This window comes from Streptomyces ovatisporus, assembly GCF_042653885.1.
GTDB lineage: Bacteria > Actinomycetota > Actinomycetes > Streptomycetales > Streptomycetaceae > Streptomyces > Streptomyces ovatisporus.
Window position 1 is genome coordinate 303,237 of the sequence record NZ_JBHSFH010000015.1, and the last position, 13,342, is coordinate 316,578.

Consider the following 13,342-nt stretch of genomic DNA (forward strand, 5'->3'; position numbering starts at 1 on the left):
TCGATCGTTCACAGCCTGGCCACGACGTTGATCAGGATGTAGACGATGATCATTAGTACGAAGAAGGACAGGTCGAGCGCCACGCCCCCGAAGCGCAACGGCGGGATGAACCGCCGCAGAAGCTTGAGTGGCGGATCAGTGACAGTGTAGGTCGCCTCAAGAACGACCACCATCGCCTTGCCGGGCTGCCATGAGCGGGCGAACTGGAAGACGTAGTCCATCACCAGCCGGAAGATCAACACGAGCAGGAAGCAGTACAGCGCGACTTGGACCACCTCTAGTGCGGTACTCACTGCGCTTCCCTCTCCCCTCGCCGCGTGGGCGCTCTCGTGCGACCTTACGGCCCGTTCCTTGATCCTTGCGTCTTCAGCTCTGGTTGAAGAACCCGCCCTCTGCGATGCGGGCCTTGTCCTCCGCCGTGACATCGACGTTAGCAGGAGACAGCAGGAAGACCTTCTGCGTCACTCTTTCAATACTCCCGTGAAGACCGAAGACGAGTCCGGCTGCAAAGTCGACAAGTCGCTTCGCATCAGTGTCGTCCATCTCGGTCAAGTTCATGATCACGGGGGTGCCTTCGCGGAAGTGTTCCCCGATGGTACGGGCCTCGTTGTAGGTCCGGGGGTGCAACGTGGTGATCCGGTAGGGCTCCCGCTCGGACACGACTTTGGGCATGATCACCGGGGCGCTCTTCTCCAGACTCTGGCGTTCAGGTGTGATGGATGACACGGGGGCAATTCTCCCGGATCGTCCACTTTCGATGACCGCCGGGGGAGACGGCTGCTCCCTCTCCCGCTGGGCGGGAGGGTGCATGACGCGCACCGGTTCCGCCGGTTCGTCCTTCTGCAGGGAGTCATGAGACTGCAGCGGCTCGTGCCGCCGGCGGTCCCGCTCGGGCTCCGGTTCGGGCTCGAACTCGTCGTCGGGGTCGAACCCCGGGCCGTCGTACCCATCGTCCTCCACGAGGCCGAGGTAGACCGCCATCTTGCGCATAGCGCCGGCCATTCTCTGCGTCCTCCGCTCTGTGGTGGGTCCCCTGCCCCCGGCGGGAAGGCCTCACGGCCCGCACCGGCGACTCGGAATTACCCGGGCCCATCCGCCTGTCGTTTCCCAACCCGAAATGACCATATTTTCTGCTGTGGTCCGACTTCTTGGCGACGTTACCCGAGCCGCGGGCGCTCTCCGAGTACCGCACTGCCGACGCGCACATGTGTCGCTCCCGCAGCCACTGCCTCTTCGAGATCCGCGCTCATCCCTGCTGACACCATGGTTGCAGCAGGATGCCTCGTCCGCAGGTCAGTTGAGATTTCCTGCAGTCGTTCGAACGCGGCGGCAGGGCGTCCCGCGTACTCCCCCGACAGCGGCGCGACCGTCATCAGTCCTGCCAGACGCAGACCTTGGGCGGCGGCAACGGCATCGGAGATTTCGCCGACGGACTGCGGAGCGGCCCCGCCTCTGCTGCCCGACCGGCCTGATTCGGCGTCAAGTGCCACCTGGACAAGGCAGTCCAGCCGGCGGTCGTGACCGACGGCCGCGCCGTCGAGCGCCGTCACGAGACGGACGCGGTCGACGGAATGCACCACATCTGCGTAACCCGCCACGGAACGCGCCTTGTTGGTCTGTAGCTGACCCACGAAGTGCCAGGTCAAAGGGGCTTCCGCGCACGCCGCCGCCTTCGGTGCCGCGTCCTGGTCCCGGTTCTCCGCGACGTGCCGCACGCCCAGTTCGGACAGCAGCCGGACATCCTCAGCCGGGTAGGTCTTGGTGACGACGATGAGAGTGACGTCTTCGCGCCTGCGCCCCGCCGCGTCACAAGCGCCCTCGATGCGCTCCTCCACCCGGGCGAGATTCTCTGCGAGTTGGGCCTTGCGAGCCGTGAGGTCCGTCACAGTTCAGTTCGCCTCCAGCCACACGTAACTGGCGAGCCGGCCGGTGACCTTTTCGCGCCGGTACGAGAAGTGATCAGCCGACTCCATGGTGCAAACAGAGGACTGTTCCAAGGTTGTGACACCGAGCGCCTCAAGTTGTGCGCGTACTCCGGCAGCCACATCGACCGAAGGCGTGCCCCAGCTCGTCCGGGCCCCGGCCTCCGGAACGACCGAGGCGACCTGTGCGCGCATCTCTTCGGGAACCTCGTAGCAACTTCCGCACACGGCTGGTCCGGTACGTGCGACGAGCCGCTCGGGCACGGCCCCGCGCGCCGCCATCGCCTCGACGAGCGCGGGCACGACTCCGGCGACCAGACCGGGCCGCCCGGCGTGGGCGGCACCCGCGACCCTCGCGACGGGGTCCGCCAGCAGCACAGGCGTGCAGTCCGCGGTCAGAACCGCGAGAGCCAGCCCCGGACGCATCGTGACGACGCCGTCGAGCGGTGGCGCGTCATCGCCGAACGGCCGGTCGACCAGGGCGACATCGCCCCCGTGGACCTGATGCATCCAGACCACGTTCGACGGCTTCAGGCCCAATGAGGCAGCGGCCCGTGCCCTGTTGGTGCGGACGTGCGCCGCGTCGTCGCCGACCCGGCCGCCCAGATTGAGTGACTCATACGGAGCGGCGCTCACCCCGCCCCACCGGTCGGTGAAGGCGAAGTGCGCGCCGCTCGTCGAGTGGTGCTCGTCTATCACTTCAAGAAGTCCGGCACATCCAGCTCCTCGGCCTGACTGTCCGTGTACGGACGGGCCGGCGGGACGGTCGGAGGCAGCGAGTCCCGTCCGGAGCCGGAGGACTCGCCGACGGGAGCAGGGTCGCTCTCGCGCGGTGTGACCGTGCCCAGGCCGCCGAAGGAGGGCCTGTCGCCGTCCGAGTCGCTGCCGAAGGAGCTCGCGGACGGGCCCGGCTCGTCCTTCGGGGTGTGCGAACCGAGGGCCTTCTCGCGGTTCCTGGAGGGCGGCTGGCCGCCGTCGAAGCCCGCGGCGATGACGGTGACGCGCACTTCGTCGCCGAGCGCGTCGTCGATGACGGCACCGAAGATGATGTTGGCCTCGGGGTGTGCCGCCTCGCTCACCAGCTGAGCGGCCTCGTTGATCTCGAACAGACCGAGGTCCGAACCGCCCGAGATGGACAGCAGCACGCCCCTCGCGCCGTCGATCGATGCCTCCAGCAGCGGCGACGAGATGGCCATCTCCGCGGCGGCCACCGCACGGTCGTCCCCGCGGGCCGATCCGATGCCCATCAGCGCCGATCCCGCCTCCGACATCACGGACTTGACGTCGGCGAAGTCGAGGTTGATCAGGCCGGGCGTGGTGATGAGGTCCGTGATGCCCTGAACACCCGAGAGCAGCACCTGGTCCGCGGACTTGAAGGCGTCCAGCACGCTGACCTGACGGTCCGAGATGGACAGCAGACGGTCGTTGGGGATGACGATCAGGGTGTCGACCTCGTCCCGCAGACCCGCGATGCCGTCCTCGGCCTGGTTGGCGCGCCGGCGGCCCTCGAAGGTGAAGGGACGGGTGACGACACCGATCGTCAGGGCACCGAGAGAACGCGCGATGTTCGCGACGACGGGGGCGCCGCCGGTGCCGGTGCCGCCTCCTTCGCCCGCGGTGACGAAGACCATGTCGGCCCCCTTGAGGACCTCCTCGATCTCCTCGCGGTGGTCCTCGGCGGCCTTGCGGCCGACGTCGGGGTTGGCGCCCGCTCCCAAACCGCGCGTCAGTTCGCGGCCCACGTCGAGCTTGACATCGGCATCGCTCATCAACAGGGCCTGCGCATCTGTGTTGATCGCGATGAACTCGACGCCCTTGAGACCGACCTCGATCATCCGGTTGATGGCGTTCACGCCACCGCCGCCAATCCCGACGACCTTGATGACTGCGAGGTAGTTCTGCGGTGCTGCCACGTCGAAGGCCTCTCGCCTCGAGTTACGTATCCCTGTAGGGCGGTCCACATCGACCCGAACCCCAAGCGCGAAGTTTAGGGTTACCAGTGTCCGTCTTCCTTGGAGTCTTGGGAACGGACACTAAGTCGACAAGTGGTGGGTGTTCAACGAACACGCCGAACCTCCCGTTTTTCTTTTCACCCTATGTGATCAGGTCCCAGCGTCGTCATCCAGGGTGCTGGCCTGCACTGACGTCCGTCAACTCCCCGACGCCGCAGGGGCGCTGGGGACACTCACGTCGAAGTGCCGGGCGTCTTTGGCTGCTTTCAACAGCGCCGCGAGTGACTTGGCCTTCGCGGCCCTGTGTTCGCCGCTCCCCCACAGCACCGTACGACCCCCCGTCAACTCCAGTGTGATGGAGTCGTAGGAACGAACGCGGACGGTTCGGGTGTTCCGTGCCACGGATTTCGGGAGCGAGCCGGCGACCGAGACGGCTTCGCGGCGCAGGCGTTCACTGCCGAAGTGGCGAAGGCCCGCGGAGCCCTGCACTTCCATCGCCAGAAGCGGAACGTCCTTCGGCTGCTTCGGAACAACAGCGAAACGCACGCCTTCGTCGTCCACTTCGACGAAATTCCCGTCCTCCTTCATGGCCAACTCGGGCTTCCGTTCGGTCACCTTCACGCCGATTCCGTGGGGCCATGCCCGCACGACGTCGACGGTGTCGAGGCGTGGCAGGCGGCTCCTGAGCCGCCGTTCCGCCGCCGCCCTGTCCACCGAGAGCAGCGGTGCCCCAACCGGAATACGGGCCGCGGTGCGGACCTGCTTCTCCGTCAGTACCTCGTTCCCGCTGACCGACACCCGTTCGACGGTCACCCAGTCCGAACCGTAGAGCGCCCATGCCCCGAAACCGCCGAGGACGAGCGTCAGCACGAGGGCGAGCAGCAGCAGGCGTCCCGGAAGTCGCAGCCGGAGCCGTGGCCTTCGGTCCCGCTCCGCAGCCGGACGCGGGCCGGAGTCCGCCCGGGGGCGGGCCGACGGCGTCCTGCCGCGCCGCTCGGCGCTCTCGGTCGTCCGCCCCGTCGGTCCGGCCACGCTTCCCTGCCTTCTCTCACGCCCCTCGGCGTGCCGCGATCGCCTCGTACACCATGCCGACCAGCAGCTCGTCGGCGTCCGGACGGCCGAACTCCGCCGCGGCACGGGCCATGTCGTGCAGACGGTGCGGGTCGGAGAGGACCGGGAGCACATTGCTCAGGATCCAGTCCGGCGACACCTCGGCGTCGTCGACGAGGAGCCCGCCACCAGCCTTGACGAGGGGCTGTGCGTTCAGCCGCTGTTCGCCGTTGCCGATCGGCAGCGGTACGTACGCGGCCGGCAGCCCGACTGCCGACAGCTCCGCGACGGTCATCGCGCCCGCGCGGCAGAGCATCATGTCCGCTGCGGCGTACGCGAGATCCATCCGGTCCACATACGGTACCGGGATGTACGGCGGCATTCCGGGCATGTTGTCCGGCTGCGGCAATTCGTTCTTGGGTCCGACGGCGTGCAGGATCTGAATTCCCGCGCGCTGAAGGTGCGGTACGGCTTGCTGTACGACCTCGTTGAGGCGGCGGGCGCCCTGGGAGCCGCCGGTCACGAGCAGCGTCGGAAGGTTCGCGTCCAGGCCGAAGGCGGCGCGTGCCTCGGGCCTCTTCGCCCCGCGGTCGAGGGTGGCGATGGCGCGGCGCAGCGGGATGCCGACGTAGCGGGCGTTGCGGAGCTTGCTGTCCGGGGTGGAGACCGCCACGTGGCGCGTGTAGCGCGAACCGATCTTGTTGGCCAGGCCGGGGCGCGCGTTGGCCTCGTGCACGACGATCGGCACACCGAGCCGCTTCGCGGCCAGGTAGGCGGGAAGAGCGACGTATCCGCCGAAGCCGGCGACGCAGTCCGCCTTGGTGCTCTCGAGGATCTGCTCGGCGGCCTTGATGGTTCCGCGCAGCCGTCCGGGAACGGTGATCAGCTCGGGTGTGGGCTTCCGCGGGAGCGGTACGGCCGGAATGAGCTCCAAGTGGTAGCCGCGCTCGGGAACGAGGCGGGTCTCAAGTCCGCGTTCCGTGCCCAGCGCAGTGATGCCCACCGTCGGGTCCTGCCTGCGCAGAGCGTCCGCGAGGGCGAGCGCGGGCTCGATATGGCCGGCGGTGCCCCCGCCGGCGAGTACGACGTGCACTCTCATTCACCGCTCTCCGGACGGCCGCCGAACCGGGCGCCGTCTCATCGTTTCGATCTCACCCCTGCCAGCCTTCTCTGCAGGCGTTGCAGCAGAGCAGGTTGCCGCATGGCCAGGGCCGCGCTCGCCGCGGGGTCGCTTCGCGCGAACGCGATCAGCAACCCGATGGCGAACATCGTCGGCAGCAGGGCGGATCCTCCGTAGGAGAACAGCGGGAGAGGGACACCGGCGATCGGCAGCAGGCCGAGCACCGCACCGATGTTGACCACGGCCTGCGCCGTGATCCAGGTGGTCACACCTCCCGCGGCATACCTCACGAAGGGCTCCTCCGTGCGTCCGGCCACGCGGATACCCGCATAGCCTAGAGCCGCGAAGAGAGCGAGCACCGACAGCGTCCCCGCCAGACCGAGTTCCTCGCCTGTCACGGCGAAGATGAAGTCGGTGTGCGGTTCAGGGAGTTGGCCCCATTTTTCCACACTGGCGCCGAGTCCCGAACCGAACCATCCGCCGGATGCGAGCGCGTAGATCCCGTGCACGGCCTGCCAGCACTGGTCGTCCGGGCCGGGATCGGTGGCGCCGATGCAGGCCAGCCGGGCCATCCGGTTGGGGCTGGACATGATGAGGAACGCGCCCACGGCCACTGCCGCGGCGAGCACTCCCGTGAAGAGCCGCGTGGGTGCCCCCGCGAGCCAGAGCAGTCCGAAGAGAATCGTTGTGAGAATGATCGCGGTGCCCATGTCGCCGCCGAGCATGATGAGTCCGAGGAGCAGCAGTCCCACCGGCACGAGCGGCACGAGCATGTGTTTCCACTGGGTGAGCAGCCTCCTGCCGCGCTTGCGTGCCAGGAGGTCCGCCCCCCAGAGCACGAGCGCGAGCTTTGCGAACTCGCTCGGCTGGAGCTGGAACGGGCCTCCCAGATAGATCCAGTTCTGGTTGCCGTTCACCGCGTGCCCCATCCCGGGGACCTGCACCAGGCACATGAGCACGACGGAGACGGCCAGCAGCGGATACGCCAGCGCCCGGTGCAGTCTCATCGGCATCCGCGCGGCGACGAGCAGCAGAACGGCTCCCAGGACGGCCGCGATCAGCTGCTTGCGGAAGAAGTACGTGGAGGACAGTCCCGATTGCAGCGCCTCGATCTGCGACGCCGAGAAGACCATGACCAGCCCGAGCACCGTGAGGAGGAGGCTCCCGCCGAGGATGAGGTAATAGGCCGTGAGAGGCCGGTCCCAGGCCCGCCTTGCCTTGTCGAACAGCGAGGGCAGACCGCGGCGCGGCGGTTCCGGGCCGCGCGGGGGCCGGCCGGTCAGGCGCGGGCGGTGCGGGGCGGAGCCCGAAGTGCTTTTACCGGCGCGGGGTTTGGCCGTCCCGGTGGCTCGGGAGCGCTGTGTGCCCCGTAGGGCGGTGGAGAGCCGCGGACCGTCCAACGGGGAAGGTACGTGCCCAGCGGCGCCGGAGAGCGGCGCCGGAGCGGGCAGTGGAGCCCCGGGCGTGACCGGCCCCCGCAGGGCGCGCGCGAGCGTCCGCAGCAGGGTCGGGGCCGGGAGAGAGGTGGCCGCATGGCGGTCGGGCGTCATCTGTCGCTTCCCCTCCGTCAATTCCCGCGAGTCGGTCCGCGGGACCGGCGGGTCACTCCACGTCGTGTGCGCGGTCGGCGGCCAGTTCACGGACCGCTTCGGCGAAGGCGTCACCGCGCGCGTTGTAGTTGACGAACATGTCCATCGAGGCGCACGCCGGGGCCATCAGCACCGTATCCCCGGGCCGGGCCAGCCGAGCCGCTTCGTGGACCGCTGCCGCCATCGCCTCAGTGTCCGTCCGCGCGAGGTCCACCACCGGGACATCCGGGGCGTGTCGCGAGAGGGCTTCCCGGATCAGTCCGCGGTCGGCACCGATGAGGACCGCTCCGCGCAGGCGGGGGGCGGAGGTTCGCACGAGCTCGTCGAACGTGGCGCCTTTCGCGAGGCCGCCGGCGATCCAGACGATCGACTCGTAGGCGGCCAGCGAAGCCTGCGTGGCATGGGTGTTGGTGGCCTTCGAGTCGTCGACGTAGGCGACGCCCCCGACGTCCGCGACGTGTGCGATGCGGTGGGCGTCGGGGCTGAAGGCCCGCAGCCCGTCCCGTACGGCCGACGGGGGCACTCCGTAGGCACGCGCGAGTGCGGCGGCGGCGAGGGCGTTCGCGATGTTGTGCGGGGCCGCGGGCGTGACGTCGCCGACTTCGGCGAGCTCCTGGGCCTGCCGGTGGCGGTCTTCGACGAAGGCGCGGTCGACGAGAATGCCGTCCACGACGCCCAGTTCGGAGGGGCCGGGCGTGCCCAGGGTGAAGCCGACGGCGCGGCAGCCCTCTTCGACGTCGGCCTCGCGCACGAGGCGCTCGGTGGCCGGGTCGGCGCAGTTGTAGACGCAGGCGACCTGATTGCCCTCGTAGATACGGCCCTTGTCGGCGGCGTACGCCTCCATCGTGCCGTGCCAGTCGAGATGGTCGGGGGCGAGGTTGAGCACGGCCGCCGAGTGCGCCCGCAGGCTCGGTGCCCAGTGGAGCTGGTAACTGGACAGTTCGACCGCGAGTACGTCCGGCGGCTCCTGCTCGTCGAGTACGACGTCGATGAGCGGTGTGCCGATGTTGCCCACGGCGGGCGCGCGCAGACCGGCGGCGCGGAGGATGGCGGAGAGCATCTGGACGGTCGTGGTCTTGCCGTTGGTGCCGGTGACCGCGAGCCAGGGCGCGGCGGTGCCGGATCCACCGGCGGCGGCTCCGCGCAGCCGCCAGGCCAGCTCCACGTCGCCCCACACGGGGACGTCCGCGGCGCCCGCCGCTGCGAAGAGCGGGCTCTGCGGTTTCCACCCCGGCGAGGTCACGATCAGGTCGGTGCCCTCGGGGAGGGTCTCGGCATCGCCCAGCCGTGCGGTGACGCCCTGCTCCCGCAGCCGGTCCGCGTGCTCGCGGTGGGTGCCGCTGTCGCCGCCGTCGACGACCGTCACGTCGGCGCCCATCCGCGTGAGAGCCAGTGCGGCGCTTCGGCCGCTGACGCCGAGACCGGCGACCGTCACACGTCGCCCGGCCATACTCCCGGCGGTCGTGGCCCCGCCCGACGGGCCCGTCCCGGCGCTCACTTGCTCGCTGCCCACCCTGCGTAGAAGATCCCGACGCCGACGATGGCGCACATGCCCTGGATGATCCAGAACCGGACCACGACCAGAACCTCCGACCAGCCCTTCAGCTCGAAGTGGTGCTGGAGGGGCGCCATCTTGAAGACTCGCTTGCCGGTCAGCCGGAACGAACCGACCTGGATCACCACGGACATGGTGATGAGGACGAAGAGGCCGCCGAGGATGGCGAGCAGCAGCTCGGTCCGGGAACAGATCGCGAGCCCGGCGAGTGCGCCGCCCAGCGCGAGCGAACCGGTGTCGCCCATGAAGATCTTGGCCGGGGAGGTGTTCCACCACAGGAAGCCGAAGCAGGCGCCCATGAGGGCTGCCGCGACGACCGCGAGGTCGAGCGGATCGCGTACCTCGTAACAACCCGGGCCGGCCGTGAAGGGGTTGGCGCAGGACTCCTGGTACTCCCACACGCAGATGAAGACGTAGGCACCGAAGACCATCACCGAGGCGCCCGTGGCCAGGCCGTCCAGACCGTCCGTCAGGTTCACGCCGTTGGACATGGCGAGAATCATGAACAGCGCCCAGATCACGAAGAGGACCGGGCCGATCGACCACCCGAAGTCCTGCGTGAAGGACAGCTTGGTCGAAGCGGGCGTCAGGCCGCGCAGGTTGGCGAAGTTCAGCGAGAGCACCGCGAAGGCGACACCGACGATGAGCTGCCCGGCCATCTTCGCCTTGGCGCGCAGGCCGAGGCTGCGCTGCTTGACGATCTTGATGTAGTCGTCGAGGAAGCCGACGAGCCCCATGCCGGCGAAGAGGAAGAGCACCAGGACGCCCGAGAAACTCGGCTGGCTGCCCGTCAGCAGTTTCGTGAGGGCGTACGCGGCGACCGTGGCCAGGATGAAGGCGATGCCGCCCATGGTCGGGGTGCCGCGTTTGCTGTGGTGGTTCTGCGGCCCGTCGTCACGGATGAACTGTCCGTAGCCCCTGCGTGCGAGCAACTTGATCAGCAGGGGCGTCCCGATCAGGGACAGGAAGAGTCCGATGACGCCCGAGAAGAGAATCTGACTCATACCCATCGGGCGGCGACCTCACCCTCGTTGCCCACCGGCTCCGTGAGCGCGTCCGCGACGCGTTCCAGACCCACCGAACGGGAAGCCTTCACCAACACGACATCCCCCGGGCGCAGTTCGCTCCGCAACAGCTCGACCGCCGCCTCAGCGTCGGACACGTGCACCGACTCCTCACCCCACGAACCCTCGTTCTTGGCGCCCATGTCCAGCCAGACGGCCTCCTGGCCACCCACCGCCACGAGCTTGCTGACGTTGAGCCGGACGGCGAGCCGTCCGACCGCGTCGTGCTCGGCAAGCGACTCGTCGCCGAGCTCGGCCATCTCACCGAGCACCGCCCACGTCCGCCGTCCCTGCCCCATCGCGGCCAGCGCGCGGAGCGCTGCCCGTGTGGACTCGGGGTTGGCGTTGTAGGCGTCATTGACGACCGTGACCCCGTCGGCGCGCTCGGTGACCTCCATCCGCCAACGCGAGAGCGTGCTCGCGGCGGAGAGCGCGGTGGCGATGTCCCCGGCGGGCATGCCCAGTTCGTGGGCGACGGCCGCCGCGGCGAGCGCGTTCGACACGTGGTGCTCACCGTACAGGCGCATGGTCACGTCACCGCACCCGGTGGGTGTGTGAAGCGTGAAAGTGGGCTGTCCGCGCTCCGTGAGCCGGACATTCTCGGCGCGGACGTGTGCGTCCGGTGACTCGCCGAAGAGGACGACGCGGGCCGCGGTGCGTGAACTCATCGCCCGCACAAGGGCGTCGTCCGCGTTGAGCACGGCGACGCCGCCCCCCTCCCCCGCGGGCGGAAGCGATTCGACGAGTTCGCCCTTCGCCTCGGCGATCTGCTCCCGGCCGCCGAACTCGCCGATGTGGGCCGTTCCCACGTTCAGCACGACGCCGATGCGGGGCGGTGTGAGCCGGGCCAGGTAGCGGATGTGGCCGATGCCGCGGGCCCCCATCTCCAGTACGAGATGGCGGCATTCGGCATCGGCGCGCAGGGCGGTGAGCGGCAGCCCGATCTCGTTGTTGAGCGAACCGGGCGTCCACACGGTGGGCCCGAGACGCTCCAGCAGCTGGGCGATCAGGTCCTTCGTGCTGGTCTTCCCGGCGGAGCCCGTCAGTGCGACGACCTGGGTGCCGAGCCGCTCGACGACGTGCCGGGCGAGGGCGCCGAGGGCGCGGGTGACGTCATCGACGACGACGGCGGGTACACCGACGGGCCGGGTGGAGAGCACCGCCACCGCCCCCGCTTCGACTGCGCTGCGGGCGAAGTCGTGTCCGTCGACGCGTTCACCGGCGAAGGCGGCGAAGAGACTGCCCTCCACGACCTTCCGCGAATCGATGACGACAGGGCCTCTGACGTGGGCATCCGGGTCCGGTATGTCGCTCTGCTGTCCGTTCACGACAGCGGCGATCTCGGCGAGAGAGAGGGGGATCATCGGTCTCAGGCGTCTGTCCCGTTGGTAGGGGTTCTCGGTGGCATGGCGGCAGCTGTCGCCATGCCTGCCTCTTCCTGCTTCAGCCGGATGGCCTCACGCAGCACTGCGATGTCGTCGAAGGGCCGTACGACGCCCGCGATGTCCTGGCCCAGTTCGTGGCCCTTGCCCAGGACGAGCACCGTGTCGCCGGGCTCGGCGCGGGCGACGGCGAGCCGGATCGCGGCGCCCCGGTCCTCCTCCATCAGCACTGTGCCGCGCTCGTAGGCGGGCACTTCGGCGGCACCGGCGAGCATGGTGGCGAGGATCGCGAGCGGGTCCTCGGTGCGCGGGTTGTCCGAGGTCAGTACGGCGGTGTCGGCGAGCCGCGCGAGCGCCGAGCCCATCGCGGGGCGCTTGTGCGGGTCGCGGTCGCCGCCGCAGCCCAGTACGGCGTGCACGCGCCCGTCGGTGACCTTCCGCATCGCGTACAGCACGGACTCGACGGCGTCGGGCTTGTGCGCGTAGTCGACGATCGCCAGATAATCCTGACCGGCGTCGACGCGCTCCAGCCGGCCCGGCACCCCCGGCACGGACGCGATGCCGTCGGCCGCGGTCTGCGGATCGATGCCCGCGACGACGAGGGCGGTCAGGGCGGCCAGGGCGTTCGCGACGTTGAACGGCCCCGCGATGGGTGCGGCGGCGGGCACCGACTCGTCCTTGGGCCCGACGGCCGTGAACGTGGAGCCGAGCGGCCCCACTTGGACGTCCTCGGCACGCCAGTCGGCGTCGGGGTGGCCCTCGGCGGAGAAGGTGGTGACGGGCACCTCGGACTCCGTCAGGAGCCGCTGCCCGTACTCGTCGTCGAAGTTGACGACGCCCGCGCGGGAGCGGGCCCTCGTGAAGAGCTGGCGCTTCGCCCGGAAGTAGTCCTCCATGTCCGGGTGGAAGTCCAGGTGTTCGGGGCTGAGGTTGTTGAAGACGGCGACGTCGAAGACGCTTCCGTCCACGCGGCCCAGCACCAGCGCGTGGCTGGAGACCTCCATGGCGACGGAGGTCACGCCGCGCTCCCGCATCACCGCGAAGAGAGCCTGCAGGTCGGTGGCCTCGGGCGTCGTACGCTCCGACTTCAGCCGCTCGTCGCCGATGCGGGACTCGACGGTGCCGATCAGGCCCGTCAGCTCGTCCGCCTTCTCGGCGGCCTTGCGGAGCCCGCCCTCGACCAGATAGGCGGTGGTGGTCTTGCCCGACGTGCCGGTGATGCCGATCTGCAGCAGGTCCTTGCCCGGCTCGCCGTAGATCGCGGCGGCGAGGGCACCCATACGGGCGCGGGGGTCGGGCACTGTCAGGACCGGCAGGCCGGTCGCCGCGGAACGCTCGGTGCCCGCGGGGTCGGTCAGCACGGCGACGGCGCCGAGGCTGGCGGCCTGCGAGGCGAAGTCGGCACCGTGGAAGCGCGCACCCGGAAGTGCCGCGTAGACGTCACCCGACCGCACTGCGCGCGAATCGTGGGTGATTCCGGTCGCTGCGGCGTCCTCCGTGCCCGCGGGGGCCCCGGTCTTCAGCTGGAGCGCCAGCTCCGCGAGCGGTACGGGCCGTACATGTGCGGGGCGGGGCGGCCCCGAAGTGACGTCCGTCGTCGGCTTCGGCGCTGGCTCCGGGGTAGGAGCGGCTGCGCGGCCCCCCGCCGAGGGCGAGAGGGAGTTCTGATCAGCTTGTGGCACGGCGGTGAGCGTACCGGGCGCGGGGG

General features: G+C 69.5%; 11 protein-coding genes and 1 pseudogene. All 12 read right to left on the reverse strand.

The window, feature by feature from the left end:
• Positions 1–8: 8 nt before the first annotated feature.
• The 12 genes and pseudogenes from ACFPA8_RS25385 to ACFPA8_RS25440 all read right to left on the reverse strand — a co-directional run bounded on the left by ACFPA8_RS25385 (position 9) and on the right by ACFPA8_RS25440 (position 13,316).
• A complete protein-coding gene (locus ACFPA8_RS25385) occupies positions 9–293 on the reverse strand; it encodes a YggT family protein (RefSeq protein ID WP_028435711.1) in 285 nt (94 codons plus the stop codon).
• A 73-nt stretch (positions 294–366) separates the two neighbouring features.
• Positions 367–1,002, reverse strand: coding sequence for a cell division protein SepF (locus ACFPA8_RS25390; protein ID WP_189039847.1), 636 nt, complete (start codon positions 1,000–1,002; stop codon positions 367–369).
• 155 nt (positions 1,003–1,157) lie between these two features.
• Entirely contained in the window at positions 1,158–1,886 is a 729-nt protein-coding gene (locus ACFPA8_RS25395) for a YggS family pyridoxal phosphate-dependent enzyme (protein WP_386452181.1), read from the reverse strand.
• Between the two features lie 3 nt (positions 1,887–1,889).
• Positions 1,890–2,621 (reverse strand): peptidoglycan editing factor PgeF, encoded by a 732-nt coding sequence (gene pgeF / locus ACFPA8_RS25400; RefSeq protein ID WP_386452183.1) that lies wholly within the window; start codon positions 2,619–2,621, stop codon positions 1,890–1,892.
• Complete coding sequence (gene ftsZ, locus ACFPA8_RS25405) at positions 2,618–3,835, reverse strand: cell division protein FtsZ (protein ID WP_386452185.1); 1,218 nt, start codon at positions 3,833–3,835, stop codon at positions 2,618–2,620. Before ftsZ ends, pgeF begins: the two co-directional genes overlap by 4 nt.
• Positions 3,836–4,072: 237 nt before the next feature.
• Positions 4,073–4,906 carry a cell division protein FtsQ/DivIB gene (locus tag ACFPA8_RS25410; RefSeq protein ID WP_386452187.1) on the reverse strand — a complete coding sequence of 278 codons (834 nt, stop codon included), beginning with the start codon at positions 4,904–4,906 and terminating at the stop codon, positions 4,073–4,075.
• 16 nt (positions 4,907–4,922) lie between these two features.
• Positions 4,923–6,017 (reverse strand): undecaprenyldiphospho-muramoylpentapeptide beta-N-acetylglucosaminyltransferase, encoded by a 1,095-nt coding sequence (murG, locus tag ACFPA8_RS25415; RefSeq protein ID WP_386452367.1) that lies wholly within the window; start codon positions 6,015–6,017, stop codon positions 4,923–4,925.
• A gap of 6 nt (positions 6,018–6,023) precedes the next feature.
• Positions 6,024–7,594, reverse strand: a pseudogene (gene ftsW, locus ACFPA8_RS25420) (putative lipid II flippase FtsW).
• A 52-nt stretch (positions 7,595–7,646) separates the two neighbouring features.
• Entirely contained in the window at positions 7,647–9,083 is a 1,437-nt protein-coding gene (gene murD / locus ACFPA8_RS25425) for a UDP-N-acetylmuramoyl-L-alanine--D-glutamate ligase (RefSeq protein ID WP_386452189.1), read from the reverse strand.
• A gap of 44 nt (positions 9,084–9,127) precedes the next feature.
• A complete protein-coding gene (gene mraY, locus ACFPA8_RS25430; RefSeq protein ID WP_386452191.1) occupies positions 9,128–10,192 on the reverse strand; it encodes a phospho-N-acetylmuramoyl-pentapeptide-transferase in 1,065 nt (354 codons plus the stop codon).
• On the reverse strand, positions 10,189–11,616 hold the full coding sequence (locus tag ACFPA8_RS25435; RefSeq protein WP_386452192.1) for a UDP-N-acetylmuramoyl-tripeptide--D-alanyl-D-alanine ligase: 1,428 nt from the start codon (positions 11,614–11,616) through the stop codon (positions 10,189–10,191). Before ACFPA8_RS25435 ends, mraY begins: the two co-directional genes overlap by 4 nt.
• A 5-nt stretch (positions 11,617–11,621) precedes the next feature.
• Entirely contained in the window at positions 11,622–13,316 is a 1,695-nt protein-coding gene (locus ACFPA8_RS25440; RefSeq protein ID WP_386452194.1) for a UDP-N-acetylmuramoyl-L-alanyl-D-glutamate--2,6-diaminopimelate ligase, read from the reverse strand.
• Positions 13,317–13,342 lie beyond the last annotated feature (26 nt).